The organism is Streptomyces sp. SPB162, from assembly GCF_029504575.1.
GTDB lineage: Bacteria > Actinomycetota > Actinomycetes > Streptomycetales > Streptomycetaceae > Actinacidiphila.
Window position 1 is genome coordinate 1,482,812 of record NZ_JAQFII010000001.1, and the last position, 26,461, is coordinate 1,509,272.

The 26,461-nt window shown below is 73.0% G+C and carries 26 protein-coding genes and 5 tRNA genes; 12 read left to right on the forward strand and 19 right to left on the reverse strand.

The features are described from left to right. Nucleotides 1-231 precede the first annotated feature (231 nt). Together M2266_RS06865 and M2266_RS06870 are read right to left on the reverse strand one after the other, a co-directional pair. Nucleotides 232-468 (reverse strand): hypothetical protein, encoded by a 237-nt coding sequence (locus tag M2266_RS06865; RefSeq protein ID WP_277441424.1) that lies wholly within the window; start codon nucleotides 466-468, stop codon nucleotides 232-234. A gap of 88 nt (nucleotides 469-556) precedes the next feature. Further along, a complete protein-coding gene (locus tag M2266_RS06870; protein ID WP_277437343.1) occupies nucleotides 557-1,033 on the reverse strand; it encodes a hypothetical protein in 477 nt (158 codons plus the stop codon). A gap of 166 nt (nucleotides 1,034-1,199) precedes the next feature. Between M2266_RS06870 and M2266_RS06875 the strand changes: the two genes are divergently transcribed. Next, nucleotides 1,200-1,715: a DsbA family protein gene (locus M2266_RS06875; protein WP_277437344.1), complete on the forward strand. Its 516-nt coding sequence runs from the start codon at nucleotides 1,200-1,202 to the stop codon at nucleotides 1,713-1,715. 31 nt (nucleotides 1,716-1,746) lie between these two features. On the opposite strand, the gene M2266_RS06880 is transcribed toward M2266_RS06875, so the two are convergent. The 3 genes from M2266_RS06880 to M2266_RS06890 all read right to left on the reverse strand — a co-directional run bounded on the left by M2266_RS06880 (nucleotide 1,747) and on the right by M2266_RS06890 (nucleotide 4,522). Then, the gene (locus tag M2266_RS06880; protein ID WP_277437345.1) at nucleotides 1,747-2,586 is read right to left on the reverse strand and encodes a GNAT family N-acetyltransferase; all 840 of its coding nucleotides are present in this window, start codon (nucleotides 2,584-2,586) and stop codon (nucleotides 1,747-1,749) included. A 68-nt stretch (nucleotides 2,587-2,654) separates the two neighbouring features. Continuing rightward, nucleotides 2,655-3,476 (reverse strand): aminodeoxychorismate lyase, encoded by an 822-nt coding sequence (locus M2266_RS06885; RefSeq protein WP_277437346.1) that lies wholly within the window; start codon nucleotides 3,474-3,476, stop codon nucleotides 2,655-2,657. Beyond that, the gene (locus tag M2266_RS06890) at nucleotides 3,473-4,522 is read right to left on the reverse strand and encodes a chorismate-binding protein (protein WP_277437347.1); all 1,050 of its coding nucleotides are present in this window, start codon (nucleotides 4,520-4,522) and stop codon (nucleotides 3,473-3,475) included. Before M2266_RS06890 ends, M2266_RS06885 begins: the two co-directional genes overlap by 4 nt. Nucleotides 4,523-4,709: 187 nt before the next feature. On the opposite strand from M2266_RS06890, the gene M2266_RS06895 reads away from it, so the two are divergent. The 5 genes from M2266_RS06895 (at nucleotide 4,710) to M2266_RS06915 (ending at nucleotide 5,189) form a co-directional block, all read left to right on the forward strand. After that, a tRNA-Gly gene (locus M2266_RS06895) sits at nucleotides 4,710-4,781 on the forward strand. Between the two features lie 32 nt (nucleotides 4,782-4,813). After that, a tRNA-Cys gene (locus M2266_RS06900) sits at nucleotides 4,814-4,884 on the forward strand. Between the two features lie 3 nt (nucleotides 4,885-4,887). Further along, a tRNA-Val gene (locus M2266_RS06905) sits at nucleotides 4,888-4,959 on the forward strand. A 43-nt stretch (nucleotides 4,960-5,002) separates the two neighbouring features. Continuing rightward, nucleotides 5,003-5,074: transfer RNA gene (locus M2266_RS06910), tRNA-Val, on the forward strand. 43 nt (nucleotides 5,075-5,117) lie between these two features. After that, nucleotides 5,118-5,189, forward strand: a tRNA-Val gene (locus M2266_RS06915). A gap of 85 nt (nucleotides 5,190-5,274) precedes the next feature. Here the strand turns inward: M2266_RS06915 and M2266_RS06920 are convergent. The 4 genes from M2266_RS06920 to M2266_RS06935 form a co-directional block, all read right to left on the reverse strand. Further along, nucleotides 5,275-5,589 (reverse strand): zf-TFIIB domain-containing protein, encoded by a 315-nt coding sequence (locus tag M2266_RS06920; RefSeq protein WP_277437348.1) that lies wholly within the window; start codon nucleotides 5,587-5,589, stop codon nucleotides 5,275-5,277. Nucleotides 5,590-5,653: 64 nt separating this feature from the next. Beyond that, entirely contained in the window at nucleotides 5,654-6,583 is a 930-nt protein-coding gene (locus M2266_RS06925) for an aminoglycoside phosphotransferase family protein (RefSeq protein WP_277437349.1), read from the reverse strand. 172 nt (nucleotides 6,584-6,755) lie between these two features. Further along, a complete protein-coding gene (locus M2266_RS06930; RefSeq protein WP_277437350.1) occupies nucleotides 6,756-6,959 on the reverse strand; it encodes a hypothetical protein in 204 nt (67 codons plus the stop codon). 299 nt (nucleotides 6,960-7,258) lie between these two features. After that, a complete protein-coding gene (locus tag M2266_RS06935; protein ID WP_277437351.1) occupies nucleotides 7,259-7,495 on the reverse strand; it encodes a hypothetical protein in 237 nt (78 codons plus the stop codon). A gap of 201 nt (nucleotides 7,496-7,696) precedes the next feature. Between M2266_RS06935 and M2266_RS06940 the strand changes: the two genes are divergently transcribed. The 3 genes from M2266_RS06940 (at nucleotide 7,697) to M2266_RS06950 (ending at nucleotide 11,858) form a co-directional block, all read left to right on the forward strand. Next, complete coding sequence (locus M2266_RS06940; RefSeq protein WP_277437352.1) at nucleotides 7,697-8,860, forward strand: serine/threonine-protein kinase; 1,164 nt, start codon at nucleotides 7,697-7,699, stop codon at nucleotides 8,858-8,860. Between the two features lie 635 nt (nucleotides 8,861-9,495). Next, nucleotides 9,496-10,698, forward strand: coding sequence for an acyl-CoA dehydrogenase family protein (locus M2266_RS06945; RefSeq protein WP_277437353.1), 1,203 nt, complete (start codon nucleotides 9,496-9,498; stop codon nucleotides 10,696-10,698). Next, nucleotides 10,695-11,858, forward strand: a complete 1,164-nt coding sequence (locus M2266_RS06950) for an acyl-CoA dehydrogenase family protein (protein ID WP_277437354.1) — start codon at nucleotides 10,695-10,697, stop codon at nucleotides 11,856-11,858. The genes M2266_RS06945 and M2266_RS06950 overlap by 4 nt, the downstream gene beginning before the upstream one ends. Before the next feature lie 305 nt (nucleotides 11,859-12,163). Here M2266_RS06950 and M2266_RS06955 read toward each other — a convergent pair whose 3' ends face one another. The 5 genes from M2266_RS06955 to M2266_RS06975 all read right to left on the reverse strand — a co-directional run bounded on the left by M2266_RS06955 (nucleotide 12,164) and on the right by M2266_RS06975 (nucleotide 20,299). After that, on the reverse strand, nucleotides 12,164-12,982 hold the full coding sequence (locus M2266_RS06955) for an RNA methyltransferase (protein WP_277437355.1): 819 nt from the start codon (nucleotides 12,980-12,982) through the stop codon (nucleotides 12,164-12,166). Nucleotides 12,983-13,132: 150 nt separating this feature from the next. Further along, nucleotides 13,133-14,365: a uroporphyrinogen-III C-methyltransferase gene (gene cobA / locus M2266_RS06960; RefSeq protein WP_277437356.1), complete on the reverse strand. Its 1,233-nt coding sequence runs from the start codon at nucleotides 14,363-14,365 to the stop codon at nucleotides 13,133-13,135. A gap of 453 nt (nucleotides 14,366-14,818) precedes the next feature. Next, complete coding sequence (cobT, locus tag M2266_RS06965; protein ID WP_277437357.1) at nucleotides 14,819-18,004, reverse strand: nicotinate-nucleotide--dimethylbenzimidazole phosphoribosyltransferase; 3,186 nt, start codon at nucleotides 18,002-18,004, stop codon at nucleotides 14,819-14,821. A gap of 261 nt (nucleotides 18,005-18,265) precedes the next feature. Beyond that, nucleotides 18,266-19,468, reverse strand: coding sequence for a precorrin-6y C5,15-methyltransferase (decarboxylating) subunit CbiE (gene cbiE / locus M2266_RS06970; protein ID WP_277437358.1), 1,203 nt, complete (start codon nucleotides 19,466-19,468; stop codon nucleotides 18,266-18,268). Nucleotides 19,469-19,651: 183 nt separating this feature from the next. Next, complete coding sequence (locus M2266_RS06975) at nucleotides 19,652-20,299, reverse strand: GNAT family N-acetyltransferase (protein ID WP_277437359.1); 648 nt, start codon at nucleotides 20,297-20,299, stop codon at nucleotides 19,652-19,654. A 186-nt stretch (nucleotides 20,300-20,485) separates the two neighbouring features. Here M2266_RS06975 and M2266_RS06980 point away from each other — a divergent pair, with 186 nt between their 5' ends. Then, complete coding sequence (locus tag M2266_RS06980; RefSeq protein ID WP_277437360.1) at nucleotides 20,486-21,277, forward strand: class I SAM-dependent methyltransferase; 792 nt, start codon at nucleotides 20,486-20,488, stop codon at nucleotides 21,275-21,277. Nucleotides 21,278-21,339: 62 nt separating this feature from the next. On the opposite strand, the gene M2266_RS06985 is transcribed toward M2266_RS06980, so the two are convergent. From M2266_RS06985 to M2266_RS06995, 3 genes are read right to left on the reverse strand one after another with little or no spacing between them, the layout of a single operon-like run. Then, entirely contained in the window at nucleotides 21,340-22,176 is an 837-nt protein-coding gene (locus M2266_RS06985) for a MetQ/NlpA family ABC transporter substrate-binding protein (protein WP_277437361.1), read from the reverse strand. Between the two features lie 53 nt (nucleotides 22,177-22,229). Then, entirely contained in the window at nucleotides 22,230-22,961 is a 732-nt protein-coding gene (locus M2266_RS06990) for a methionine ABC transporter permease (protein WP_277437362.1), read from the reverse strand. Continuing rightward, a complete protein-coding gene (locus tag M2266_RS06995; protein WP_277437363.1) occupies nucleotides 22,958-23,992 on the reverse strand; it encodes an ATP-binding cassette domain-containing protein in 1,035 nt (344 codons plus the stop codon). The genes M2266_RS06990 and M2266_RS06995 overlap by 4 nt, the downstream gene beginning before the upstream one ends. A 357-nt stretch (nucleotides 23,993-24,349) precedes the next feature. Here M2266_RS06995 and M2266_RS07000 point away from each other — a divergent pair, with 357 nt between their 5' ends. Both M2266_RS07000 and M2266_RS07005 read left to right on the forward strand, forming a co-directional pair. Then, complete coding sequence (locus M2266_RS07000; RefSeq protein WP_277437364.1) at nucleotides 24,350-24,718, forward strand: hypothetical protein; 369 nt, start codon at nucleotides 24,350-24,352, stop codon at nucleotides 24,716-24,718. A 55-nt stretch (nucleotides 24,719-24,773) separates the two neighbouring features. Then, on the forward strand, nucleotides 24,774-25,199 hold the full coding sequence (locus M2266_RS07005) for a hypothetical protein (protein WP_277441091.1): 426 nt from the start codon (nucleotides 24,774-24,776) through the stop codon (nucleotides 25,197-25,199). Nucleotides 25,200-25,212: 13 nt separating this feature from the next. Here the strand turns inward: M2266_RS07005 and M2266_RS07010 are convergent, their stop codons facing one another. Further along, nucleotides 25,213-25,719, reverse strand: a complete 507-nt coding sequence (locus M2266_RS07010) for a GNAT family N-acetyltransferase (protein WP_277437365.1) — start codon at nucleotides 25,717-25,719, stop codon at nucleotides 25,213-25,215. A 204-nt stretch (nucleotides 25,720-25,923) separates the two neighbouring features. Continuing rightward, nucleotides 25,924-26,442, reverse strand: coding sequence for a sigma-70 family RNA polymerase sigma factor (locus tag M2266_RS07015; protein ID WP_346780873.1), 519 nt, complete (start codon nucleotides 26,440-26,442; stop codon nucleotides 25,924-25,926). Nucleotides 26,443-26,461: the final 19 nt, after the last annotated feature.

Here is a 26,461-nt window from a genome sequence, read left to right on the forward strand (position 1 = left end):
AGCACTGGGTCGCGTCTTCAAACTGGCGCCTGCCCGGCGACGCCTGGCACGCACGCTCTCCCCCAGCCACCGCTGGGCGTGCCCCCAGTTATCGGGCTCGCCTCGGTACGTCCAGTACAGGGCGAGCCTCCGCCGTGCGATCGCACGCGCCAGACGCCGCCGGGCCCGCCCTTCGGGCGGACACCGCCCGTTTGACGACACGACCCAGGTCCAGGGGTCAGGCGGCGCGCGTCACAGCATGACGATGTCGTAGAGCGCCCCGAACCCGATGAGCCCCGCGATCACGCACAGGAAGAGCATCAGCGGCGGTTGGGAGAGCGCGAACAGACACCCCTTGGGTTCGTCGGCGCCTCGGTCGGCGCCCTCGTCGGCACCCGTCCTCGGCCGCGGGATGTCTCCGGGGGCCGGCCTCTCGGCCTCGGATGTCGGCCTTGGGCACGGGGGTGACCCCCCGGAAGATCGCAGCACACCGCGATGATGACGCAGCACCCCGTCCCGCCGCGCCCAAGACGCGAACTCTCAGGGGTGGTTCTGCGTTCCGAAACCCGTCGGCAGGTCAGATACCGCGCCGCTTGAGGATCTCCTCGACGTCCGAGAAGTCGGACAGTCCGCCGTCGGCCGAAGCCTTGGGCTTGGCCGCGGGCTTGCGGCCCGTGGGCAGCGAGGGCCGGTCGGCACCGGGGGCCACCGCCGGGGCGCCCGCGGCGCCGGCGGCGGCCTTCCGCTCGCGGCGGCTGCGGCCGCCGTCGCGTCCGGCGGCGAAGCGCGTCACCGTGTAGAGCGCCGCGGAGACCGCGAGCACCCCGAAACCCACCCACACCGAGGGCTTGAAGACCAGGTCCGCGGCCCAGCTCCCGGTGGCCGTGCCGACCTTCCGGCCAAGCGTCACCAGGCCCGTCATGTACAGGCCCACCGGCAGCAGGGCGAACGCGGCGGTGCGGACGGCCGCGAGGTACCGCCGGCGGTACGCGGTCAGCATCGCGATCGCCAGGCCCGCCGCGGACAGGGCGACGCATACGGTCACGGTCAGCATCCAGTGCTCCTGATCCTGTACTCCTGCGGCTGTGTCTTCGGGGTCCTCGGGGTCTGAGGTTCCCGCATCCATCGTGCACCCGTCACGAAGCCGGAGGCCACGTCCCGGGGCCCGTCTCAGGGTGATCTCGGGGGAGGGCTCCTCCCCAGGTGCGAGACTGGGCCGCATGAACGACGTCACTCCTCCGACCGCCGCCCGCGCCGTCCTGGAAGTCTGGTGCGAGTTGCAGTGCCCCGACTGCCGCACCGCCCTCGACGACGTACGGGCCCTGCGCGCCCGCTACGGCGACACGCTCGACATCCAGCTGCGGCACTTCCCGCTGGAGAAGCACCGGCACGCCCTCGCGGCCGCCCAGGCGGCCGAGGAGGCCTGGGCGCAGGGGCAGGGCTGGCCGTACACCGAGGCGGTGCTCGCGCGGACGAAGGAGCTCGGCGAGCGCGGCGAGGAAGTCCTCGTCGAGGTGGCCCGCGAGCTGGGGCTGGACGCGGAGGAGCTGGACACCGCGCTCATCGACGGACGGCACATGCTGATCGTCGACGCCGACGAGGCCGAGGGCCGGGCGATCGGTGTCACGGGCACGCCGACGTACGTGATCGACGGGCAGCGGCTCGACGGCGGCAAGAGCCAGGAGGGACTGCGCGCGCGGATCGAGGAGATCGCGGACCGGCTGCTGGCCGGATGACCCGCTGCCGGCCGGATGGGCGCGACCTGGGTCAGAGCAGCCGCTTGAACAGGTACCGGCGCGTGGTCGCGTACCTCAGGGACTCGTACAACCGCAACGCCGGCGTGTTGCCGCCGAAGACGTTCAGGCCCAGGTCGGTGACCCCGGCGTCCAGGCACTCCCGTTCCGCGACGAGCATCAGGGTGCGGCCGTGCCCCTGGCCGCGGTGCTCCTCGCCCACCTCGACGGAGTAGACCCACGCCGGTACGGCCGGGTCGGCCGCGTCCCGCAGCCGCAACCACAGGATGCCGACGTCCCGGCGCCCGTGGACCAGGGTCAGCAGCAGGGTGCCCGCGGTGCGGGGTCCGTCGGGCAGGATCGCGCCGTGCTCCGTCTCGGCCTGGGCGGAGGCCTGGGCGAACGGGACGCCGCGCGCCACCAGGCCTTCCACGTAGCCGATCGTCTGGTGCTCGTTCCAGACCTCGTACTCCGCCTCGGTCATCGGCCGGACGGTGCTGCCCGCGGGCAGTTCCGGGGCCGGACCGGACAGCGGCTTGGCCATGTTGCGGTTGCGCTCGGTGTAGCCGAGGGTCTCCGCGAGCCGCTGCGCGGGGGTGGCGTCCCCCGCGAGGTCCACCTGCACCTCGTCGCAGCCCCAGCCGCGGAGCACCTCCTCGGCGGCGAGCGCGGCGACCGTGGCGCGGCCGCGCCGCCGGTCCGCCTCGTGGATCTCCAGTGCGGTGATCCGGCCGGCCATGACGCCGAACCGCAGCCCGGCGGAGAGCTCGATCCCGCCGACCGGTCTGCTGTTGACGCATACCGTGTAGCGGCGCGAACGCGCGCCGCCCGTTCCGTGCCGCTCCGGCTGATCGGGTCGCAGGGTGGTTGTCATGGCGTCTCCCCCGTTCGGAACTCCCCCGTTCGGACTGAGGCCAGTTCTACCCAATCCTCGGTGCCACGTCACGGATTCAGGTCGGCTCCGGCCCGTTCCGCGAAGACCCGCATCGCCTTGGCGGTGACCGGGCCCGGCGCTCCCGGCACTTCCCGCCCGTCGACCAGCCGTACGGCCTGGACGTCGCGGAGGGTGGACGTCAGGAAGATCTCCTCGGCCTCGTCGAGCGCTTCGAGCGGCAGATCCGCCTCCTGGGCCCCGCTCCACTCGGCGACCAGTTCGCGGGTGATGCCCGCCAGGCAGCCGGAGGAGAGCGGCGGGGTGAGCAGCTGCCCGCCGAGCACGACGAAGACGTTGGAGCCGGTGCCTTCGCAGAGGCGCCCGACGGTGTTGCCGAAGAGGGCTTCGGAGGCGCCCTGCGCGTGGGCGCGGGCCAGGGCCACGACGTTCTCGCCGTAGGAGGTGGTCTTCAGGCCGCTGAGCGCGCCCCGCTCGTTGCGCGTCCACGGCACCGTGACCACGGCGGTGGTGTCCGGCCGGACGGAGGCCGCGCCGAGGGCGATGACCAGGGTGGGGCCCGCGTCGCCCCGGTCGGAGCCGAGCGGGGAGATACCGCCGGTGTAGGTGATCCTGAGCCGGCCGAGGGGTGCCGGGTTGGCCGCCAGGACCGCCTCGCAGCCCCTGCGCACCTCGTCGAGGTCCGGGTCGGGCAGGCCGAGACCGCGCGCGGACCGGGTCAGCCGGTCCAGGTGGCGGGTGGTCGCGAAGGCCGCGCCCTCGACGGTCTTCAGCGTCTCGAAGACGCCGTCGCCCACGGTGAGTCCGTGGTCGAGCACCGACACCGTGGCGTCGTCGGCGTTCCGCAGCGTGCCATCGACCCAGATCCTCAACGTGTGATCCCTTCGTGTCCCTGATGTTCCCCCGACGCTACCGCCAGCAGCCGGGACGCCTTCAGCTCGGTCTCCTCCCACTCCCGCACGGGGTCGGAGCCCCACGTGATACCCGCCCCCGTGCCGAAGCGCAGCGTCGCGGCCGGGCCGGTGCGGTCGAGCCAGAACGTCCTGATGCCCACGGCCAGTTCACCGGTGCCGCGGTCGGCGTCGACCCAGCCCACGCCCCCGCAGTAGGGGCCGCGCGGCGCCGTCTCCAGCTCGGCGATGATCCGCAGTGCGCTGGACTTGGGGGCGCCGGTGACCGAACCGGGCGGGAAGGTGGCGGCGAACAGCCCGGCCCAGCCGGTGTCCCGGCGCAGCTCGCCCCGCACGGTGGAGACGAGGTGGACCAGGCCGGGGTGCTTCTCGACCGCGCACAGCTCGGGGACGGTGACCGAGCCGGTGGCGCAGACCCGTCCCAGGTCGTTGCGGACCAGGTCCACGATCATCACGTTCTCGGCGTGGTCCTTGGGCAGCAGGTCCGCCTCCGTACGCCCGGTGCCCTTGATCGGGCCGGATTCGACGAGGGAGCGATCACGGCGCAGATAGAGCTCGGGGGACGCCGTGGCGATCTCCACCCCGTGCGCCGGGAGCCGGATGGTGCCGGCGTACGGTGCGGGATTGCCGTGGGCGAGCACCGTGGCGAGCGCGTCGACGTCGGACCGGGCGGGGTCGGGCAGCGGCGCGGACAGCACCCGGCAGAGGTTCGCCTGGTAGACGTCTCCGGTCGCGATGTACTCGCGTATGCGGCGGACACCGGCGATGTAGGCGTCCCGGTCCAGCGAGGAGGTCCATGCCGCGGCGTCCGGTCCGCGCCAGCGTTCGGGGGCCGTCCGCGGCGCCGGGCGGACGTCTCCGAAGCGCGCGCACAGCACCCGTCCCTCGAAGTCCGCGGAGACCGCCCAGAAGCCGGCGGAGTCGAGCGCGGCAAGATCGCTGGTGACATCTCGCAGGTCGGAGGCGACGAGGCCGCCGAAGCGGGCCATCGGGACGAGGTCTCGCACAGTGCTTCCAGGGTCGGTCCGAAGGGGTGGGCCCGAGTCTAGAGCGGCGCCCGTCGCGGCGCCCCGCTGGTCATTCGCTGGTCAGCAGCCCGGCACGCTGCGGAAACCGGTTTTTGAGCTGGCCGGGGAATCCGCTAGAGTTCAACACGTCGCCGGGACGCGGAAGCGCCCCGGAGCTACGACACCTGCGGACGTGGCTCAGTGGTAGAGCATCACCTTGCCAAGGTGAGGGTCGCGAGTTCGAATCTCGTCGTCCGCTCGGCGTGGGGGATTCCCGTCCCTCGCGATGTTGGTGGAGTGGCCGAGAGGCGAGGCAACGGCCTGCAAAGCCGTCTACACGGGTTCAAATCCCGTCTCCACCTCACGCGCGATTAGCTCAGCGGGAGAGCGCTTCCCTGACACGGAAGAGGTCACTGGTTCAATCCCAGTATCGCGCACGCAGCACAGCAGCACGTGTACGGCAGTAGTCGTAGTGGTCCCGCGCGATTAGCTCAGCGGGAGAGCGCTTCCCTGACACGGAAGAGGTCACTGGTTCAATCCCAGTATCGCGCACGCAGCACAGCAGCACGTGTACGGCAGCAGTTGTAGTGGTCCCGCGCGATTAGCTCAGCGGGAGAGCGCTTCCCTGACACGGAAGAGGTCACTGGTTCAATCCCAGTATCGCGCACACGTCATGACCGAGGGCCGGAGCGATCATCGCTCCGGCCCTCGGTCGTTCCCGCGTCCGGGATCACTCCGGGATCACTCCGGGATCAGGACGAGAAGAGCATGTGCCCGAAGCTGCGGTGCTTCTGGTGGTGGCCGTGGTGGCCGCCGTGGCCGCCGTGCTGCGGGGCGCCCCAGGCGGGACCCGCGGGGTACGCCTGCGGCGCCGGGTAGGGCTGCTGGGCCGGGTAACCCTGCTGCTGCGGCGGCGCGACCGGCTGGCTCCACTGGCCTTCGACGCGGGTGAGGGCCTCCAACTCGCCGTAGTCCAGGAAGATCCCCCGGCAGTTGCCGCATTGCTCGATCTGGACACCGTTGCGATTGAACGTCTGCATCGGGCCCTGGCACTTGGGACAGTGCATCTCCGGCTCAACTCCTCGATTTGCGGTGATTCGCCGCCGGAACGCCCGTCCGGCGGAGCTGGGTTCACGATACGTCGGCGATCCGGGCGCAGGCAGCGGTGAGGTCCTGTTCGACCTCGTCCAGGGGGCGGCCCTCGCGGGCTGCGCGCACCACCGCCAGGGCGGCCGACTGGACGGTCAGGGCGCGGGCCGGCACATCCAGGGACGGCCAGGGGTCGCCGTCGGCGGGCACCGCCCGGCCGCCCGCCTCCCGGTAGGCGCCCAGGAAGCGCGTCCAGGCGTCCGGGTCGAGCAGGCCGGTCGCGAACCACATGGCGGGGCGGGCCAGGTCCCAGGCGGGATCACCGATCCCCATGTCGTCGACGTCGATGAGCCGCCACGGGCCGCCGGGGACGGGATGGCGGACGAGCTGGCCGAGGTGCAGATCGCCGTGGCAGAGGGTGTCCGCCCGCGGTTGCGGGGCCTCGTCGCGGGCCCAGGCCGGCAGCCGCTGCCAGGCGCGCAGCACGGTGCCCGCGGCGGGCGACGGGGTGCCGGTCGCCATCCGCGCGACGGCGCGGGCCGCCTTGGCGGGGCCGCGCATCGGAGGCAGCGGAGACGGCAGGGCGTGCGGGGGGACGGCGTGCAGCCGGGCGAGGAGGACGGCGGCGTCCTCCCAGGGCGCGCTGCCGGGCTCCGCCCGGTCCACCGGTTCGCCCAGCGGCCAGCCGGTGACCGGGCGGCCGTGCAGCAGGGGGCCGGTCGCGGGACCTGGCAGCGGGGCGAGCAGGATGCCGTGCAGCAGCCGGTGCGCGGCGACGGCGAGGCGGACGGCGAGGGCCGCACGATCGGTGTCGGGCGCGTGGGCCTTGGCGACGAACGCACCGCTGCGGACCACGGTGCCGTCGGGCCGGTGGGCCAGCACCGAGGTCTCGGGTATGCCGGAGATTCCCGCGGCGAGCGCGCCGAGCTCCGCGGTCAGCTCGTCCCCCGGCTCCTCCCCCGGCACTGTCATACGTGCAGTCAAGCACCCTCGCGGGCCTTGACGTCGCGATGCCCGGGTGCCCACCACGGGTACCCGGGCATCACGGCCGTCCGTCGCACCCCCGTCCCCACGGGGTTTCGAACCGGTTCCCCCGCCCGGACCGCTCTTCCGGGCATGGGGCCGATCGACGGGACGCTGAGGATCAGCGACCCATCAACCCGGCTACGGACGACGCTTGGGTGACCACCGCGTCGAATCCTCCGAAGAGCAGGGCGAGGAGCACCGCGAGCGGCAGCACCATGGCCGCTGCGACCAGCGGATGGCGCGTGCCGGACGGGCGGGTACCGAAGGCGGCGATCCTGCTGCCGCGCATGGGGCGCACCGTGCGACTCACTGTGTTCGCCATGGCCCTCTCCTGAGGTGTCGGTCGTGCACGCTGGTGGTACGTCGGTTGGTCGGTCAGGCAAGCGGCGGGCGTCTGACCTCGGGGGACGAGTGCTACGCCCGCCGCTTGACTTCAACATTAGGCACGCGCCGCGGCCGGGTCGTCATGCCGTCGTACCGCTTCGCGGGCCTCCGGGAGGATGACGCGGGACCGCCCGAGGTACTCCCTTGGGTGGACACCGGGCCGCCGGTCCCAGGGTGATCCCGGAGGGGGCTTCCCCCAGGTACCACCCAGGGAGGGGCCGCCCGGCGGGGCTCCGGCTATGGCTGGGCTTCGGTGTCGTCCCTCGGAATGGGCTGTTCCACCAGGGCGAGCACCCGGGTGGACATGAAGCGGGCGGTGCGTACGACGGTGCCGTTCCGGGTGACTTCACTCACTTCCACCACGCCGCGGCGCACCGCGGTCTCGACCCGGCGGCCGGCCCTGGTGGCCACCACCTCATAGGTACGGGTGGTGTCCCCGGCATCCACGACTATCTCCACGCGATCACCTTTCACGGCGTCATTCCCCCTTGGCAGAGCGGCCGTTGACGGTGCGGGCACAGCCTTTCCACGCCTTCGGAGCGGCCTGTTCCCACCTCTCAAGGATCCCACCCGGCACTGACAATCCACCGTCCGGCGCATGCGCGGCCTATCGGCGCACCGGGAGTTCAGTCCGTAAGCTGTGGACGTCCAACTGGCCAGGCAGCGGGGAAGAACATGGCGATGATGCGGCTCCGGCGCGAGGATCCGCGTGTCGTCGGCTCGTTCAGGCTGCACCGGCGGCTGGGCGCCGGCGGTATGGGTGTGGTCTACCTGGGCGCGGACAAGCGCGGCCAGCGGGTGGCGTTGAAGGTGATCCGGCCGGAACTGGCGGAGGATCAGGAGTTCCGTTCGCGGTTCGCCCGTGAGGTCTCGGCCGCGCGCAGGATCCGCGGCGGCTGCACGGCGCGGCTGGTGGCGGCCGACCTGGACGCGGACCGGCCGTGGTTCGCCACCCAGTACGTGCCGGGACCCTCGCTGCACGACAAGGTCGCGGAGGGCGGGACGCTGCCGGCGTCCGAGGTCGCCGCGATCGGCTCGGCGCTCGCCGACGGCCTGGTGGCGGTGCACGAGGCCGGGGTGGTCCACCGCGACCTGAAGCCCTCGAACATCCTGCTGTCGCCGAAGGGCCCGCGGATCATCGACTTCGGGATCGCGTGGTCGACGGGCGCGAGCACCCTGACGCATGTGGGGACGGCCGTCGGCTCCCCCGGGTTCCTCGCCCCCGAGCAGGTGCGCGGCGCGGCCGTCACCCCGGCGACCGACGTCTTCGCGTTCGGCGCCACCCTCGCCTACGCGGCGACCGCGGACTCGCCGTTCGGGCAGGGCAGCTCCGAGGTGATGCTGTACCGGGTGGTGCACGAGGAGCCGGACCTGAGCGCCGTGCCGGACGCGCTCGCGCCGCTGGTCTACGCGTGCCTCGCGAAGGATCCCGGGGACCGGCCGAGCACCGTCCAGCTCTCCGAGCGGCTCGCGGAGATCGCGGCGCGCGAGGCGCGCGGGCTCGGCTCGCCGCGGCGCGAGGCGGTGCCGAAGGCGGCAGGACCGCGCCCGGAGCGGCCCACCGGCCGGCGGGCCGAGGAGTACGCCCAGCAGCACACCGAGCGGCGCACGGCGGGCGGCGCGTCGTCCACCGCGCGGCACACCGGCCGTACACCGGTGCCGCGGCCTCCGGCGCAGCGCACGCCCGCACCGCGCAACCCGGCGCCACGCACGCCCACCGGGCGCCGTCCCGGCCACCCGGACCGGCGGCTGCTGCGCCAGCGCCTCATCGTGTTCGTGATCGTGACGCTGCTGGCCGCGGCCTGCATCGCGGTCGCGCAGGGCGCCTGGCCGCGCTGATCGGCTGGGCTCCGGCTGCGCTGGGTCGCTGTCCTGCCGTGCCGCTGTGCTGCGGGCGCTTGGCCGTACCGGCCCGCTGGGCGCTTGGCCGTACCGGATCGCTGGGCGCGTGGCCGTACCGGCCCGCTGGGCGCTTGGCCGTACCGGATCGCCGGGCGCCTGGCCGCACCGGCCCGCTGGGCACCTGGCCGTACCGGATCGCCGGGCACCTGGCTGCACTGCCTCGCCGGGCACCTGGCTGCACCGGATCACCGGGCACTTGGCCGTACCGGCCCGCTGGGCACGTGGCCGTACCGGCACTGCCTCGCTGGGGCGGGTGGCCGCACCGGCCCGCTGGGCGCTTGGCCGTACCGGATCGCCGGCCGCTTGGCCGTACCGGCCCGCTGGGCGCCTGGCCGTACGGGCACTGCCTCGCCGGGCGCGTGGCCACGCCGGCCCGCCGTTCTGTGGGGCGCTCGGCCGCCATGCCGGCTGCGTTGCCGTGTGGGCGCTTGGCCGCGCCAGGCGCTTGCCGCGCCGGCCTGCTTTTCCGCGGCGCCCCCCGGAGGGGTCTGGCGTCGACACCCTCACATCGACTACGTTACCAAGCGCTTGCTTAGTCACGATGAGATGGATGAGCGGGAAGGACGTGGCGTATGACGACCGAACCGGCGGGCACCCCCGACGAGGAGGGCCTGCGCCACCGCGTGCGGGCGCTGCTCGACGCGAACGACCCCGCCTCCACCGACCGCCTCGCGTTCCTGCGGGCGCGGTTCGACGCGGGTCTGGCCTGGGTGCACTACCCCGAGGGTCTGGGCGGGCTCGGCTCCCGCCGCTCCCTGCAGGGCGTCGTGGAGGCCGAGTTCACGGCCGCCGGAGCGCCCGACAACGAGCCGCGGCGGATCGGCATCGGCCTGGGCATGGCGGCCCCGACCGTCCTGACCTACGGCACCGACGAGCAGAAGGCGCGCTTCCTGCGGCCGCTGTGGACCGGTGAGGAGGTCTGGTGCCAGCTCTTCAGCGAACCGGGTGCCGGCTCCGACCTGGCCTCGCTCGGTACCCGCGCGGTACGGGACGGCGACGACTGGCTGGTGACGGGCCAGAAGGTCTGGACGTCCAACGCGCACAGCGCTCGCTGGGCCATCCTCATCGCCCGCACCGACCCCGACCTGCCCAAGCACCGCGGCATCACGTACTTCGTCTGCGACATGACCGACCCCGGCGTCGAGGTCCGCCCGCTGCGGCAGATCACCGGCGAGGCCGAGTTCAACGAGGTCTTCCTGACGAACGTCCGGATCCCGGACGCGCACCGGCTCGGGGCCGTCGGTGACGGCTGGCGGGTGGCGCAGACCACGCTCATGAACGAGCGGGTCGCGATCGGCGGCGCCTCCATCCCGCGCGAGGGCGGCATGATCGGCACCGTCGCCGCCACCTGGCGCGAGCGGCCCGAACTGCGCACCCCGGACCTGCACGACCGGCTGCTGCGCCTGTGGGTGGACTCCGAGGTCTCCCGGCTCACCGCCGAGCGGGTCCGCCAGCAGCTCGCCGTCGGTGCGCCCGGCCCTGAGGGCTCCGGGCTGAAGCTCGCCTTCGCCCGGCTCAACCAGCAGGTCAGCGGCCTGGAGGTGGAACTCCTCGGCGAAGATGGACTGCGCTACGGCGACTGGACGATGACCCGGCCCGAGACCGTGGACTTCTTCGGACGGGACGCGGGCTACCGCTACCTGCGCGCCAAGGGCAACTCGATCGAGGGCGGCACGTCCGAGATCCTGCGCAACATCGTCTCCGAGCGGGTGCTCGGCCTGCCGTCCGAGCCCCGCACCGACAAGGACGCCGCCTGGAAGGACCTCCCCCGATGAATCAGCCGTCGTCGCAGCCCGCGACCCCTGACCTGCTGTACTCCGACGTCGAGGACGACCTGCGGTCCGCCGTGCGCGGCCTGCTGGCGGACCGCTGCCCGCCGACCTCGATCCTCGCCCGGATCGAGAGCGGCACCCCGTACGACCTGGAGCTGTGGCGCACGCTGGCCGCGGAGATCGGCGTCGCGGGGCTGCTCGTCCCGGAGGAGTTCGGCGGCCAGGGGGCGTCCGCCCGCGAGGCCGCGGTGGTCCTGGAGGAACTCGGCGGCTCGGTGGCCCCGGTGCCGTTCCTCGGCAGCGCGGTGCTCGCCACCTCGGCGCTGCTGGCAGCGCCCGCGGCGGCGGGGCCGCTGCTGAAGCGGCTCGCCTCCGGCGAGGCGACCGCGGCGCTGGCCGTGGCGCTGCCGACCGCGCCCGGCGCGGCGTTCCCTTCGGGCGTCCGGGTCGCGGCGGACGGCACGCTGAGCGGCCGGATCACCAGCGTCGCCGACGCCTCGGCCGCGGACGTGCTCGTCGTGCCGGCTGTCGGTCCCGACGGGGAGCCGGGGCTCTACGAGGTCGCGGCCGACGCGTCCGGGGTCGGCATCGAGGTGCCGGTGTCGCTCGATCTGACGCGGCCGATCGCGGATCTCGCCTTCGACGCGGTTGCCGCCCGATTGGTCGTCGGTCCCGACTCTGCTGCCCGAGCGCTGCACACGGCGCTGCTCACCGGGGCGGGCCTGCTCGCCTCCGAGCAGCTGGGCATCGCCCAGTGGTGCCTCGACGAGACCGTGCGCTACCTGAAGGAGCGGCACCAGTTCGGCCGTCCCGTCGGTTCCTTCCAGTCGCTCAAGCACCGGCTCGCCGACCTCTGGCTGGAGGTCGTCTCGGCCCGCGCCGCCGCGCGCAACGCCGCTGACGCCCTGGCGTCGGGGTCCGACGGGTCCGACGGGTCCGACGTGGCGGTGGCGGTGGCCGTCGCCCAGGCGCACTGCGCCACGACCGCCGTGCACGCGGCGGAGGAGTGCGTCCAGCTGCACGGCGGCATCGGGATGACGTGGGAACACCCCGTCCACCTCTACCTCAAGCGCGCCAAGGCCGACGAGATCGCGCTGGGGACGCCGGGGCGGCACCGGGCGGCTCTCGCCGAACTGGTGGACCTGCCGTCGGCTTCCGGCTGACGGGCGCCTCCGGCTGGAGGGTGCGGTGTCTTCGCGCCCACCGGCCGGTGGACGTGCGGACCGTCGTTGCCGGGTCGGGGACGCGACGGGGCACCTCCTCGGCGCTCGAACCCGCGGGCCGTCCGCACAGTGACGGTCGTGGATTCTCGTCGCCTGCGGGGGCACCCCGCCGCGTCCCCTCCGGTCGGACGGGCGCCCGCAGACGGCAGGGCGCCGGGCCGTCCGCCGTGTCGACAGGTGGGGGTGTTACGCCGTGGGGCCCGCGCCCGGATGGACGCCTCGGGGCCGACTGGTGCGGGCGCTTCTCAGCTCTGGGGGCGGCCGGAAGCCACTGCGTAGAAGGCGACAGCCGCCGCCGCGCCGACGTTCAGGGAGTCCACGCCGTGGGCCATGGGGATGCGGACCCATTCGTCGGCGGCGACCAGGGCCTGGGTGGAGAGGCCGTCGCCTTCCGCTCCGAGGAGCAGGGCTACCCGTTCCAGCCGGTGCGGGGCGGCCTCGTCGATGTCGGTGGCCTTGTCGGCCGGGGTGAGGGCGAGCAGCTTGAAGCCGGCCTCGCGCACCGTCTCCAGGTCGCGGGGCCAGCTGTCGAGGCGGGCGTAGGGCACTGAGAAGACCGCGCCCATGGAGACCTTGACGGAGCGTCGGTAGAGCGGGTCGGCGCAGTCCGGGGAGAGCAGCACGGCGTCCATGCCGAGCGCCGCGGCGCTGCGGAAGATCGCGCCGATGTTGGTGTGGTCGTTCACGGACTCCATGACGACGATGCGGCGGGCGGTTCCCAGCAGCTCGTCCGCCTCCGGCAGTGGCTTGCGGCCCATGGACGCGAGCGCGCCGCGGTGCACGTGATAGCCGGTGACCTGCTCGGCGAGCTCCGGGCTCACCGCGTACACCGGCGCCGGCACCTCGTCGATGACGTCCCGCATGACGTCGACCCACTTGGCCGACAGCAGCATGGACCGCATACGGTACCCGGCGTGCCGGGCACGCCGGATCACCTTCTCGCCCTCCGCGATGAACAGCCCTTCGGCGGGCTCACGGCGGCGGCGCAACTCGACGTCGGTCAGGGCCACGTAGTCGTGAAGGCGCGGGTCGTCCGGGTCGTCGATCGTGATGAGCTCAGCCACAGGCTGATACTGCCCTGTCCGGCGGCACATGCCAACGCCGGGGTGGCTACCCGGCCGGTACGCAGCGGCCGGGGGCCCGGCCCTGTCCGTCGAAGGGGCGGGTCAGGCTGCCCCGGCGGTGGCTGGAAGCCGGATGCGTCAAACGCGGCTTCAGCCGCGCACGGCGCGGCCGACGCCGACGACATCGCCGATGACGATGACGGCCGGGGGGCGGATCTCCGTGTCGGTGACGACCTGGGCGACGGTGGCCAGGGTGGCGTCCACGCGGCGCTGCGTGGCCATGGTGCCCTCCTGGATGACGGCGACCGGGGTGGTCGCCGAGCGGCCGTGCCGGACGAGGGCGGTGGCGATGGCGCCGATCCGCTCGACGGCCATGAGCAGCACGAGGGTGCCGCGCAGCTTCGCGAGCGCCTCCCAGTCGACGAGGGAGCGCGGGTCCTCGGGGGCGACGTGGCCGCTGACGACGGTGAACTCGTGGGCGACGCCCCGGTGGGTGACCGGGATGCCCGCGGCACCCGGCACGCTGATGGAGCTGGAGATGCCCGGCACGACCGTGCAGGCGATGCCCGCCTCGGCGAGCGCCTCGGCCTCCTCCATGCCGCGCCCGAAGACGAACGGGTCGCCGCCCTTGAGCCGGACCACGGCCTTGCCGGCCCTGGCGTGTTCGATGAGCGCGTTGTTGATCGCCTCCTGGGCCATGAAGCGGCCGTAGGGGATCTTCGCCGCGTCGATCACCTCGACGTGCGGCGGGAGTTCGTCCAGCAGGTCGCGCGGGCCGAGCCGGTCGGCGATCACGACATCGGCCTCGGCGAGCAGCCGCCGGCCGCGCACCGTGATCAGGTCCGGGTCGCCGGGGCCGCCGCCGACGAGCGCCACGCCGGGGGTCCGCTCGCGGTGCCGGGGGGCGACCAGGGTGCCGTCCCGCAGCCCTTCGACGACCGCGTCGCGCACGGCGGCGGAACGGCGCGGGTCGCGGCCCGTGAGGACGGCGACGGTGACTCCCTCGCTGCGTCCGGTGGCCGGCGTCCAGGCGGTGGCGGCCTCGGCGTCGTCGCTGCGCACGCACCAGACGCGGCGCGCCTCCGCCTCCGCGGACGCGGCGGCGTTGGCCGTGGTGTCGGTGGTGGCGATCAGCGCGTACCAGGCGTCCGCGAGGTCACCCTCCTGGTACGGACGGCGCTCCCAGCGCAACTCGCCCGCGTCGGCCATCGCTTCGACGGACGGGGTCGCCGACGGGGAGATGAGCACGATGTCGGCTCCCGCCGACACCAGCGCCGGCAGCCTGCGCTGGGCGACGGTGCCGCCGCCGAGGACGACGACCCGCCGTCCGGACAGCCGCAGCCCGACGGGGTAGGCGGGAGCGTCGTTGCGGTCGTCGGCCATGGCTGTACGGCTCCTTGGGGCGAAGTATCTCTGCCGCTGCTCCCTCGGAGCGGCTGGGGTGCGTACGGGGCCGGGCCCCTGGGGCAAACCATACGGTCCGACGCCCCCCGACCGCAGCGCGCAAGATCACACCCGCGCACGCATCCACGGAACTGAGCCGGTAGCAATGCAGCCCGCCGGGCGTCTGAGCGTGCGGCCGAGCAGGACGACATTCAGCCCGTCGGGCGTCTGAGCGTGCGGCCGGACAGAACGACATTCAGCCCGCCGGGCGTCTGAGCGCGCGCCCGGACAGGCCCACATTCAGCCCACCCGGGGTTTGAGGGCGCCCGCCGCAGGCGCAGGGGGGCCGCAGGCTCCTGGTCGAGCCCGGCCGCAACCCAGCCCGCCCGGCGTCTGAGGGCGCCCGCCGCAGGCGCAGGGGGGCGGGGCTCCGCCCCCCTGGGTGCAAGGGCGTCAGCCCTTCTCGGTGACTCCCGCGGAGTCGAACGTCGCGACCTCGTGCATGACGCGCGCAGCGCTCTGTACCAGCGGCAGCGCCAGCAGCGCCCCGGTGCCCTCGCCGAGCCGCAGGTCGAGATCGATCAGCGGGCGCAGGCCCAGCTTGGTGAGGGCCGCGACGTGGCCCGGCTCGGCGCTGCGGTGGCCTGCGATGCAGGCCGCGAGCACCTCGGGGGCGATGGCGCGGGCGACCAGCGCGGCGGCGCCGGCGCTGACACCGTCCAGGATCACCGGGGTGCGCAGCGCCGCGGCGCCGAGCAGGAGGCCGACCATGGCGGCGTGCTCCAGGCCGCCGATCGCCTCCAGTACGCCGATCGGGTCGGCCGGGTCCGGGCGGTGCAGGTCCAGCGCGCGGCGGACGACGTCGATCTTGCGGGCGTGCATCTCGTCGTTGATGCCGGTGCCGCGGCCGGTCACCTCGGCCGGGTCCTGGCCGGTGTAGACCGAGATGAGCGCGGCCGACGTGGTGGTGTTGGCGATGCCCATCTCGCCGGTGAGCAGCGCCTTGTTGCCGGCCGCGACCAGGTCGCGGGCGGTCTCGATGCCGACCTCGATGGCGCGCAGCACCTCGTCGCGGGTCATGGCGGGCCCGGCGGTGAAGTCCGCGGTGCCGTACCTGACCTTGCGGGGCAGCAGCCCGGGTGTGCTGGGGAGTTCCGACGCCACGCCGACGTCGATGACGCAGACCTCGGCGCCGACCTGGTTGGCGAACGCGTTGCAGACCGCGCCACCGCCGAGGAAGTTGGCGACCATCTGGCCGGTGACCTCCTGCGGCCAGGACGTGACGCCCTGGGCGTGCACCCCGTGGTCGCCGGCGAAGATCGCGACGGCCGCGGGCTCCGGGATCGGCGGCGGGCACTGCCGGGACAGGCCGCTGAGCTGCGCGGAGATGATCTCCAGCATGCCGAGCGCGCCGGCCGGCTTCGTCATCCGCTTCTGCCGTTCCCAGGCCTCGCCGAGCGCCTTGGCGTCCAGCGGGCGGATGCCCCGCAGCGTCTCCTCCAGCAGGTCGTGCGGCTCCTCGCCGGGCAGTGCCCGGTTTCCGTACTCCTCCTCGTGGACCACCCAGGAGAGTGGACGGCGCTGGGACCAGCCGGCCTGCATCAGTTCGGGCTCTTCGGGGAACTCGTCGACGTAGCCGATGCACAGGTACGCGACGACTTCGAGGTGCTCGGGCAGCCCCAACTCGCGAACCATCTGGCGCTCGTCGAAGAAGCTGACCCAGCCGACGCCGAGCCCTTCGGCGCGGGCGGCGAGCCACAGGTTCTCGACCGCGAGGGCGGCGGAGTACGGGGCCATCTGCGGCTGGGTGTGCCGGCCGAGGGTGTGCCGGCCGCCGCGGGTCGGGTCGGCGGTGACGACGATGTTGACCGGGGTGTCGAGGATCGCCTCGATCTTCAGCTCGCGGAACTGCTTGGCGCGGGCCTTCGGCAGCGACTTGGCGTACGCGTCGCGCTGCTCGTTGGCCAGTTCGTGCATGCGCTCGCGCGTCTTGGCGGAGCGGATGACGACGAAGTCCCAGGGCTGCGAGTGGCCGACGCTGGGGGCGGTGTGGGCCGCCTCCAGGACGCGCAGCAGCACCTCGTGCGGGATGGGGTCGTCGCGGAAGCCGTTGCGGATGTCCCGGCGTTCGCGGATCACCCGGTGGACCGCGTCACGGACGGCGGGTTCGTATCCGTCGGCGGCGGGCAGCCGCATGGGCGGTACGGGGGTCTCGACGGGAGCCTCGGCAAGAGCGGGGGTTTCGGCGGGGGCGGCGGACTCCGCGGGCTCACCGGGGAGTTCGGCCGCGACCGGCGCGGCGGGTGCGGGCGGCTGCTCCGCGGCGATCGGCGCGGGGAGTGCGGGGGCCTGCTCCTGGACGGGGGCCCGCGGCGCGGGGGCCGGCACTTCCAGGGCGGCGATGGGCTCGGGCAGCGCGTCCGGCAGGACGTACGGCTCCGCCGGGAGCGGGGCGGGAGCCGTCGGGGGGATGAGCGCTTCGGCGGGGGCCTCGGGGGCCTGCCCCGCGACCACGACGGGCTCTGCGGCGGGAACCGCCTCCGGCGCCACGGGCGGGACGAGCGCGATGGATTCGACGAGTGTGAGGGATGCGACGGGCTCGGCCGGAACGGCCGGCTCGACGGCGATCGGTGCGGCCTGCTCGGGCGCGGCGTCCGGAACGGGAGTGCCCGCGGGCGGCGTTGTCGGCTCTTCCTGGGCCGGCGCGGCCGGCGTCGGAACCGGGTCGTGGTGCTCGGCGGCCGGAACGGGCGGCAGGTCCGCCACCGGCTGCTCGACCGCCGCCTGCGGCTCGGCCGGCTCGGGCGCGGGCGCCGCCGCGAGGACCACGGGCGGGACGTCGTGCTGCCGCTCGACCGGGGCGGTGGACGCCGCCGACGGCCACGCGCTGCCCTGGACGGGCGTGCCCGGCTGGGCGACGGCGGACGGCTCGGGGGCCTCGCCGTTCTGCTGCGCGGGGATCGCGACGGAGTCGCTGTGGGGTACGTCGAGGTACTCGGGTCCGGCGGTGGCCGGGCCGCCGGTCGCGCGCAGCGGGGCGGGAGTCTGGCCCTGGGCCGTCGCCGGGCCGCGGTCGGCCAGCGAGCGGACGGAGGCGTTGGCGGAGGCCGGGTCCGGCATCGGCGGACCCATGTGCAACGGCCGCCGCGGCGGCGCCGGCGGCTCGGCGGCCGGTGGCGGAACCTGCTCGGCGGCGGGCTGCGCCACCGGCTCCTGCTCCTCGACGGCGGCAGCGGGGACCGCCTCGGGCGGCGGGGTCTGCGCCAGCCGGACCGTCCCGTAGTCGAAGGATCCGGAGTCGCGTCCCGCGGACTCGTGGGTCTCGTGCCCCTCCCCGTTCAGGGGGGGCATGACGACCTCGGGCTGCGGCGGAACGGGCTGGGGGTCGCTCCAGGAGCCCTGCAGACTGGGCATCAGGAGCAGGTCCTCGTCGTCGTCGACGGGTGCCCCGGGGGCGCCCGACTGGTCGAGGAAGGTGTACGCGGGAGAGCCGTCACCGCTCAGCTCGTCCGTGCTCCAGCTGGGAGCGGTCGGTTGGTGAGCGGCGCTGCCGTGCAGGTCGGCGGGCGGCTGCGGAGCCGCTTCCCCGACTGCGTTCTCCGGCAGTCCCTCGCCCGGGACCTGGCCGGTGTCAGTCATGCGTGCCCCTCGCCCATCGGTATCGCTCCTTCCAACGCCGCGCCGCGCACACTGTCCGCCCGCCGGCCGAACCGGCCGAAAAGCAGGGAATGCGGCGCGTCGGCACCGCGTGTGCTGCCCGGCGGCGACGGATGACCAGCGGATCGAAAACTGTTCGATCCGTCAACGCACGACGACGGCACAACGATCCGCCAGCCTACCGCGCGTGCGCCGGAGGGCCGTCCAAGGGTCCACACTGCGGGCGGACCGACGGCCTCGCCGTCACCTGCGGTGGCCGCAGAGTGCGAAGGTGACGAGGCGTTCGCGTTCCGCCCAGCCGGAATCAAGTTCGACGGTCTGCAGCAGGGCGCGTTCGACGTCGTAGCCGCCCTCCTCGAGGGCCCGGCTGACCGCCTCCGCCTCGTCCCGGTTTCCCGCGCTCGCGACGATGCGCTCGGGGCGCCGGGCGGCGCACGCCGTGACGACTTCCGCGTCTCCCCCGCCGATCCGGATGACGTCGGGTTCGGGGAGGTCCTCCAGCGCCTGCGGCGCGGTGCCGTGGACGACCTGGAGTTGGACGCCGAAGCGCCGGCCGGCGGCCGTGATCCAGTCGCAGGCGTCCTCGTCCCGGTCCACCGCGATCACGGCCGCGCCGAACCGGGCGGCCTCGACGGCGAACGCACCGTCCGCGGAGCCGATGTCCCAGACCAGGTCGCCGGTGCGCGGGCCCAGCCGCGCGAGTTGCAGCGCCCGCAGCTGGTGGGAACCGTCGCCGCCGTACTCCGAGGACGGCAGGCCCCAGCCGCGCACCGTGCCGGGGAACGCCGGATCGCGGCCGGCGATCCAGCCGCTGCGACCGGCGACCGCCGGGTCGCGCGAGGTGATCCCGCCGACGACCAGGACGACGTTGGGGTCGCGCCAGACGTGGTCGGCGACCTTGTCCGAGGTGAGGACGCTGACCTGTTCCTGCTCGGTGCCGAGCGCCTCGCAGATGACGAAGGTGCGGTGCACACCGTCGAGCAGCAGGGAGAGTTCCGCGGGGCCCGCGCCGGGCGCGGTCAGCACGGCGACCTTGGGGTAGGCGCGGCACACGTTGACCGCGCGCCGCAGCGAGCGGCTGTGCGCGACGACGACGCGGGCGTCCTCCCACGGCATGCCGGCCAGCGCGAAGGCCCGCGCGACGGAGGAGACGCCGGGTACGACCTCGATCTCCAGGCCGAGCTCCGGGTCACGCAGGGCGCGCACGACGCCGAAGAAGCCCGGGTCGCCGTCGGCCAGCACCACCGCGGTGCCCCGGTGCTTGGCGATCCGGCGGGCGGCGAGGTCGATGCTGCCGAGCACGATCCGTTCCGCGGACTCGGGTACGTGGGGGAGGTCCAGATGACGGCGGGTGCCGGCCACCAGCGTGGCGGCGGTGAGCGCCGACAGCGCGGCTTCGGACGGCGGCGAGCCGTCCCACCCGATCACGGTGACCCGGTCGGCCATGTCGTCAGTCTCCTGGGCGTGGTCGCGGTCGGTGTCCGGGCGTGGTCGCGGTCCGAGTGCGGTCGCGGTCCGGGTGCGGCGCGGCTGGGCGTGGTCGCGGTCCCCGAGGAAGCACAGTACCCCGGGCCAGGGCCTCGGCCGACGACGGTGTCGGCGGTGCCGACCCGGGAGCCGCAGGGTCGTTTACTCCCAGTCGGCGAAGGCGGTGTACCCCTGGTCCCCGGAGTCCCGGCCGGGCAGTACGTCCAGGTCTTCGGGGAGCAGGCTCCACACGATCAGGTCGGTGCGGATCTCCGCCCATCGGCCGCCCGGATCCTCCTCCGGCCGGCTGCGCACTATGCCGGCGTTGCGCAGCACGCCCTCGCTGATGCAGCCGATCTTCTGGGCGACCTGCTGGGAGGCGGTGTTGTCGGCGGCGATGCGCAGTTCGAGGCGCTCGAACTTCTGGTCGTCGAAGAGCCACTGGGTCACGGCGAGCACCGACTCGGAGGCGTATCCCTCACCACGCGCCCACGGGGCGGTCATGTAGCCGATCTCGCTGCTGCGGATGCGCCAGTCGGTGTTCTGCAGATGGACTGTGCCGACCAGCCGCTGGGTCAGGAACTCGGTGACGGCGAAGACGATGCCGCGGCCCTCGGTGCGTTCCGCGGGGGCGATCCGGGTGGCGAAGGCGCGGGCGTCGTCCTCGGTGTACGGCTGCGCGACGGAGGTCCAGGCGATGACCAGCTCATCGTTCACCATCTCCGCGAGGGCGGGGATGTCGGCCTCCTCGTAGGGGCGCAGCACCAGCCGCTCCGTACTGATGGAGATGTCCGGAAAGGTGGAGGTCATTCGCTGCTCCGTAACCAGGGCATGTGTGGAGAGCACAGCATGCAGCATCGGCCGCGACATTCGCAGAGCGGGCTCGCGAGAACCGTTCGTGGGAGCGTGATCCGCGAACGCCCTTCCAGGGTAGGCCGTATGACGGCCGGGGCGGGTATCGGCCGCCGTCACCCGACCCTGCTAGCGTCTGGCCGCGTGACATTGCACCACGCAGCAGGAGTCGGATCCCAGCGGGCCGCGGGTTTGTACGAGCGCTCCCGCCCGTCGTACCCCATGGCCGCGCTCGCCGCGCTGGCGGACGCCCTGCCGTTGCAGGCGGGTCGGACGGCGGTCGATCTCGGGGCGGGCACGGGCAAGTTCACCCGGCTGCTGGCGCTGACCGGGGCCGAGGTGCTGGCCGTGGAGCCGGTGCAGGAGATGCGCGAACGGCTGGCCGCGCTGCTGCCCGGCGTGGTGGTGACGGCGGGCACCGCGGAGGCGACGGGGCTGCCGGACGGCTGCGCGGACGCGGTCGTGGCGGCGCAGTCCTGGCACTGGTTCCAGGAGACGGACGCGCTCGACGAGGTGGAGCGGCTACTGCGGCCGGGCGGGGCGCTCGCCCTGGTGTGGAACACGTACGACACCTCGGTGCCGTGGGTGCGCGACTTCCAGGACATCTTCTTCCGGCTGGCGCCGCACGATCTGCCGAGCCCGCCGCTGGCCTCCGGGATCGGGGACCCCGACAACCGGTGGCGCAGGTCCTTCGAGGGGCGGCCGGGCTGGGGCCGGGTGCACGAGCGGCACTGGCCCAACCCGCATTCGACGACCGTGGAGGACGTCGTCGAGCGGATGATGTCGTCCAGCCACATCGCGGTGCTGGACGCGGCCGAGCAGGAGCGGGTGCGGGCCGATCTGGAGTCGCTGCTCGGGGCGCACGAGCCGACCCGGCGCGGCGGCGACATCGAGATGCCGTACATGACGGACGTGTACTGGGTGCGGCACCGGTAGCGGAGACGCACCGCACCCCGGCCGCCTGGTCGGGCGGCCGGGGTGCGCCGGGTCGGGTGCGGTCAGGCGGTCTTGCCGAACGCCGGGACGACCGAGCCGTGGTACTTGGTCTCGATGAACTTCCTGACCTCGTCGGAGTTGAGGAGCTTGGCGAGCTTCACGACCCGCGGGTCGTTCTGCTTGCCGTCCTTGACCGCCAGGAAGTTGGCGTACGGGTTGCCCTCGGCCTTCTCCAGGGCGAGGGTGCCCTTGGCCGGGTCGAGCTTGGCGCCGAGCGCCACGTTGCCGTTGATGACGGCGGCGGCGACGTCGGGCAGCTGGCTGGGGAGCAGCTCCGCCTTCGCGTCCTTGAACTTCAGGCCCTTGGCGTCGGCGATGTCCTGCAGGCTGGCGTTGGCGCCGACGCCGGGCTTGAGGGTGATCAGGCCCTTGGAGGCGATCAGCTGCAGCGCGCGGCCCTGGTTGGTCGTGTCGCTGGGCACGGCGATGGTGTCGCCGGACGTGATGTCGGCCAGCGTCTTGGCCTTGCCCGGGTAGAGGCCGAGCGGTTCCAGCTCGACGTTCACGACCGGGACGATGTGCGTCTTGTTCTTGGCGTTGAAGTCGTCGAGGTACGGCTTGTGCTGGAAGAAGTTCGCGCCGACCTCGCCGTTCTCGGTGGCGGTGTTCGGTATGACGTAGTCGTCGAACTCCTTCACCTCCAGCTTCAATCCGGCTTTCTCCGCCAGGTTGTCCTTGACGAACTTCAGGATGTCGGCGTGCGGCACGGGGCTCGCGGCGACGACGAGCGCGTCGTTCTCGCCGTCCTTCTGAGTCGGGTTGGAGGCGCACGCGCTCAGGCCCAGGGCGAGGGCTCCGGCGGCCAGCACAGCAGTGGTGATCTTGGTGGTGTTACGCACGAAAAGTGCCTCTTTCTCAGTGGATGGAACGAGCCGGAAGGAAGTCCGGCGGGTCAGGAGGTCTCGGTGGCCCGCGCGACACGGGCGGACCGCAGCAGCCGGAGTCCGGGGGCGCCGGACGTCCGGCCGCCGCGGCGGGCCAGGGCGCGGGCGGTCAGGTCGCCGGCCAGCTGGACGACGGTGACCAGGGCGATGAGCAGCACGATCGTGGCGACCATGACCTTGTTCTCGAACCGCTGGTAGCCGTAGGTCCACGCCAGGTTGCCGAGGCCGCCGGCGGAGATCGTGCCCGCCATCGCCGAGTAGCCGACGAGGGCGATGACGGTGGTGGTGAGGCCGGAGACCAGGGACGGCAGCGACTCGGGCAGCAGCGCCTTGACGACCACGGTGCGGGTGTTGCCGCCCATCGCGTGGACCGCTTCGACGAGACCGGGGTCCACCTCGCGGATCGAGGTCTCCACCAGGCGCGCGAAGAACGGGATCGCGCCGACGGACAGCATCACGACGGCGGCGTTGAGCCCGAACGCCGCACCGACGAGCCAGCGGGTGAAGGGGATCAGCGCGACCATCAGGATGATGAACGGCAGCGACCGCGTGATGTTCACGATGACACCGGTCACCTTGTTCACCACCACGTTCTGCAGCAGGCCGCCCCGGCTCGTGAGCACCAGGAGCACGCCCAGCGGCAGTCCGACCGCGGCCGTGATCACGGTGGACCAGCCCACCATGTAGAGCGTCTCCCAACAGGCCGTCGTGAGCAGCGGCTGTATCTCGGCCCAGGTCATTTCACGGTCTCCTTCACACGCGCGGCGGCGGTCCGCGCCACCTCGACCTGGATGCCCTGCTCGCGCAGGAAGCCGATCGGTACGACGTTGTCCTCGAACGGGCCCGGCAGCTCGATCCGCATCCGGCCGATCTGCCGGCCGGCGATGGTCTCGATGGCCGCGCCCAGGATCGACACGTCCACGTTGTAGGTGCGGGCCAGCTGGGAGACGACCGGCTCGGTCGCGTTCTCACCGTGGAAGGTGAGGTCGACGACGGTGCGGTCGGGTCCCGACGGCTCACCGCCCACCGGGAACAGCTCGTGCGCGAGCTCGGAGCCGGGGGTGGCGAGCAGCTCGGTGACGGTGCCGGACTCCACGACCCTGCCGTTCTTCATCAGCGCGGCCGAGTCGCAGATCGCCTTCACGACGTCCATCTCGTGCGTGATGAGCAGCACGGTCAGCCCCAGCTGCCGGTTGAGGTCGCGCAGCAGCTGCAGGATGGAGCGGGTGGTCTCCGGGTCGAGCGCCGAGGTGGCCTCGTCGGAGAGCAGCACCTTGGGGTCGCCGGCCAGCGCGCGGGCGATGCCGACGCGCTGCTTCTGGCCGCCGGACAGCTGCGCGGGGTAGGCGCGGGCCTTGTCGGCGAGGCCGACCAGGTCCAGCAGTTCCAGGGCCTTGCGGGAGCGCTGCTTGCCGGAGACGCCGAGGATCTCCAGCGGCAGCTCGACGTTGCCCTGCACGGTGCGCGAGGCCAGCAGGTTGAAGTGTTGGAAGACCATGCCGATGCCGCTACGGGCGGCGCGCAGCGCGGCTCCGGCCCGGTCGGTGCGGCCGCCGAGCGCGGTCAGGTCCTGCCCGGCGACCTCGACGGTGCCGGACGTGGGGCGCTCGAGGAGGTTGACGCAGCGGATGAGGGTGGACTTGCCGGCGCCGCTCTGTCCGACGACACCGTAGACCTCGCCTTCGCGGACGTGCAGATCGACGCCGTCCAGGGCGGTGATCTCGCGGTCACGCGAGTGGTAGACCTTTCTCAGGTCCGTGGTGGTGATCACAAGGGGTATCCGTCACTGTCGAGTTCGCGGCGGGCATAGCACCGCGCAAGGGGCATTTCTCTCGGATCGCGGCACGGATCGGCCCGTCAGGGGCCAAGCGGAGATCAGCGACGGGAAGAGGGAGTCGCTGGAACCACAGGTGACGCGGGGCTGAGCCCTTCGCTAGTCACACATTCGACACATACAACGAACACCGGGCGTGGTCGCCTCGGTCGCGCGGCAGCGGCTGTTCGTCGTGGTCATGAGATCCAGTAAAGCAGACCTGGACACCGCGTCCCGCATTCCGGGCGAGGTGTTCACTATGCGGACAGCCGGGGGTCGCGTCCGGGTCCTTTTGGCCCGTAATAGAGTCACGGCATGCTCGACGCAGTCACCATCACGGTCTCGGTCGCGGCGCTGCTGCTCGCGGCGTGGTGCGGCTTCGCCGCACTCCGGGACCAGCCGACCAAGGACTGGCACTTCATCGGCATGGCCGTGGTCACGGTGCTGGCGCTGGTCCAGCTGGTGATCGCCCTGGTGAAGCTCTCGCACGGCGAGAAGCCGGAGCAGGGCACGTTGATCTTCGTCTCCTACCTGGTCGGCGCCGCCTGCACGATCCCGGCGGCCGGCTTCATGTCGCTGACCGAACGCACCCGCTGGGGATCGGCGATCGTCGCCGCGGGCGGAGTGATCCTCGCCGTGCTCGAAGTACGGCTTTTCGACATCTGGGGAGGCGGCGGTGTCTGACCCCGCACGCGAGGCATCCGGGGCACCGGCCGTGAACGAGTCCGGGCAGCCGGCCGTGCCCGAGGACGACGGGGCCGGGACCGGACGGATCGGCCGTGGTCCCGGGCGGTTGCTGCTCTCCCTCTACGGGGTGTTCACCGTCGCGGCGGTGTCGCGCTCGCTCGTCCAGATGTTCACGAAGTTCCATGACGCGCCGCTGGCGTACGTGCTGTCGGCGGTGGCCGGGCTCGTGTACGCGGTGATCACCGTCGCGCTGTGGCGCGGCGGCGAGGCGGCCCGCAGGGTGGCGCTGGTGTGCTGCTCGGCCGAACTGGCCGGGGTGATCGCGGTGGGAACCTTCACCCTCGTCGACCCGGCCGCGTTCCCCGACGCGACCGTGTGGTCGGACTTCGGGATCGGCTATCTCTTCCTGCCCCTGCTGCTGCCGGTCGCCGGACTGCTGTGGCTGCGCAGGTCGGCGCAGCCACAGCAGGAGCGGTGACCCGGGGTTCGGATCAGGCGCTGGCGGCGAACGACGTCCTCGGCGCGTCCTTCTCCATGGTGACCAGGCTCAGCCGCCGGGTGATCGGCTCGGCGTCGCCCACCTGCTCGTACCCCAGCTTGCGGTACAGCCGCAGGTTCAGGTCGCTGCGGTGCCCGGTGAACAGCCGGTAGCGCTTCGCCTCGCTCTCGGCGGACAGCCGCTCCTCGACGGCGTGCAGCAGCCGGCCGCCGAGGCCGTGCCGCTGCATACGGGGGTGGACGATCAACTTGGCGATCCGCGCGGTGCCGTCGTCGTCGACGACCCCGCGTACGGAGCCGACGACCTCGTCGCCGAGCCGCGCGACCAGGACGCACCCCTGAGCCAACTCGGCGCGCAGCGCCTCGAAGGTCTGGGTGAGCGGCTCTATGGAGTAGTCGCCGTAGAGCTCCGCCTCGCTCTGGTAGCAGAGGTACTGGAGTTTGAGGATCTTCTCGGCGTCGCCTTGGTCCGCCGTAGAGATGGTCACGCTCATGCCCATGGGCCGCAGGCCTCCCCTTCGAGTCCGCCCGGGCTGATGAGGGTGGAATGCGCGCCCGGGACGTATGCCTGACCGGAGTTGGTACGGGTGTGCGCCGTCTCCGTGGCGCTGATGATCGCACAAACGCCCCGGCGCGGTAGATGCCTCGCAATACCCGCATCCGGCCGCGCTCGAACGCGCCAGGAACGCCTTGTCGCCGACTGTTTACCGTGCCTTACCCCGTCTTACCGGGGATGCAACCCCGGATTTCAGGATCGAGCGCAGGCAGCCGAGACAGCGTGAGCGCAATGGGCCGATACTGCCCTGTGAGATTCCCAACTCGCGGGAGATTTCCTGGTATGTGGGGTCGGAACGGGACATCAGGGCGGTAACCACCTGCGGGCAGCGCCCAGGCAGCCGCTCCACGGCGGCGTGCACGGCCGCCCGCTGCTCGGCGCCGAGCACCTGTTCCTCGACGGACGGCCCGCGGTCCGCCACCGGTTCGCGGCCCGGGGCGTACCGCAGCTCGCGGCGGACCCGGCGAGCGGCCTCGCGCACCTCGCGGCGCACCGCCGCCCGCAGCCAGCGGGCCGGATCGGACGGCGGCACGGCCAGTTCCAGCAGCCGCAGCCACACCGCCTGTTCGAGGTCGGCGGCCTCGATGCCGCCGGAGACCGCCTCGGCGGCCGCCTCCGCGGCGACCAGGGGACGCAGCCGGGTCAGTTCGTCTTCTCGCAGCGACACGTTCACGATCGCCGGGACG

What these genes read in the sequence shown, in the direction of transcription:
- M2266_RS06870 (WP_277437343.1), bottom strand. Translation starts at nt 1,033, where the DNA reads ATGCTGACCGTGACCGTATGCGTCGCCCTGTCCGCGGCGGGCCTGGCG.
- M2266_RS06875 (WP_277437344.1), top strand. Translation starts at nt 1,200, where the DNA reads ATGAACGACGTCACTCCTCCGACCGCCGCCCGCGCCGTCCTGGAAGTC.
- M2266_RS06880 (WP_277437345.1), bottom strand. Translation starts at nt 2,586, where the DNA reads ATGACAACCACCCTGCGACCCGATCAGCCGGAGCGGCACGGAACGGGC.
- M2266_RS06920 (WP_277437348.1), bottom strand. Translation starts at nt 5,589, where the DNA reads ATGCACTGTCCCAAGTGCCAGGGCCCGATGCAGACGTTCAATCGCAAC.
- M2266_RS06925 (WP_277437349.1), bottom strand. Translation starts at nt 6,583, where the DNA reads ATGACAGTGCCGGGGGAGGAGCCGGGGGACGAGCTGACCGCGGAGCTC.
- M2266_RS06930 (WP_277437350.1), bottom strand. Translation starts at nt 6,959, where the DNA reads ATGGCGAACACAGTGAGTCGCACGGTGCGCCCCATGCGCGGCAGCAGG.
- M2266_RS06940 (WP_277437352.1), top strand. Translation starts at nt 7,697, where the DNA reads ATGGCGATGATGCGGCTCCGGCGCGAGGATCCGCGTGTCGTCGGCTCG.
- M2266_RS06945 (WP_277437353.1), top strand. Translation starts at nt 9,496, where the DNA reads ATGACGACCGAACCGGCGGGCACCCCCGACGAGGAGGGCCTGCGCCAC.
- M2266_RS06950 (WP_277437354.1), top strand. Translation starts at nt 10,695, where the DNA reads ATGAATCAGCCGTCGTCGCAGCCCGCGACCCCTGACCTGCTGTACTCC.
- cobA (WP_277437356.1), bottom strand. Translation starts at nt 14,365, where the DNA reads ATGGCCGACGACCGCAACGACGCTCCCGCCTACCCCGTCGGGCTGCGG.
- cobT (WP_277437357.1), bottom strand. Translation starts at nt 18,004, where the DNA reads ATGACTGACACCGGCCAGGTCCCGGGCGAGGGACTGCCGGAGAACGCA.
- cbiE (WP_277437358.1), bottom strand. Translation starts at nt 19,468, where the DNA reads ATGGCCGACCGGGTCACCGTGATCGGGTGGGACGGCTCGCCGCCGTCC.
- M2266_RS06975 (WP_277437359.1), bottom strand. Translation starts at nt 20,299, where the DNA reads ATGACCTCCACCTTTCCGGACATCTCCATCAGTACGGAGCGGCTGGTG.
- M2266_RS06990 (WP_277437362.1), bottom strand. Translation starts at nt 22,961, where the DNA reads ATGACCTGGGCCGAGATACAGCCGCTGCTCACGACGGCCTGTTGGGAG.
- M2266_RS07000 (WP_277437364.1), top strand. Translation starts at nt 24,350, where the DNA reads ATGCTCGACGCAGTCACCATCACGGTCTCGGTCGCGGCGCTGCTGCTC.
- M2266_RS07010 (WP_277437365.1), bottom strand. Translation starts at nt 25,719, where the DNA reads ATGGGCATGAGCGTGACCATCTCTACGGCGGACCAAGGCGACGCCGAG.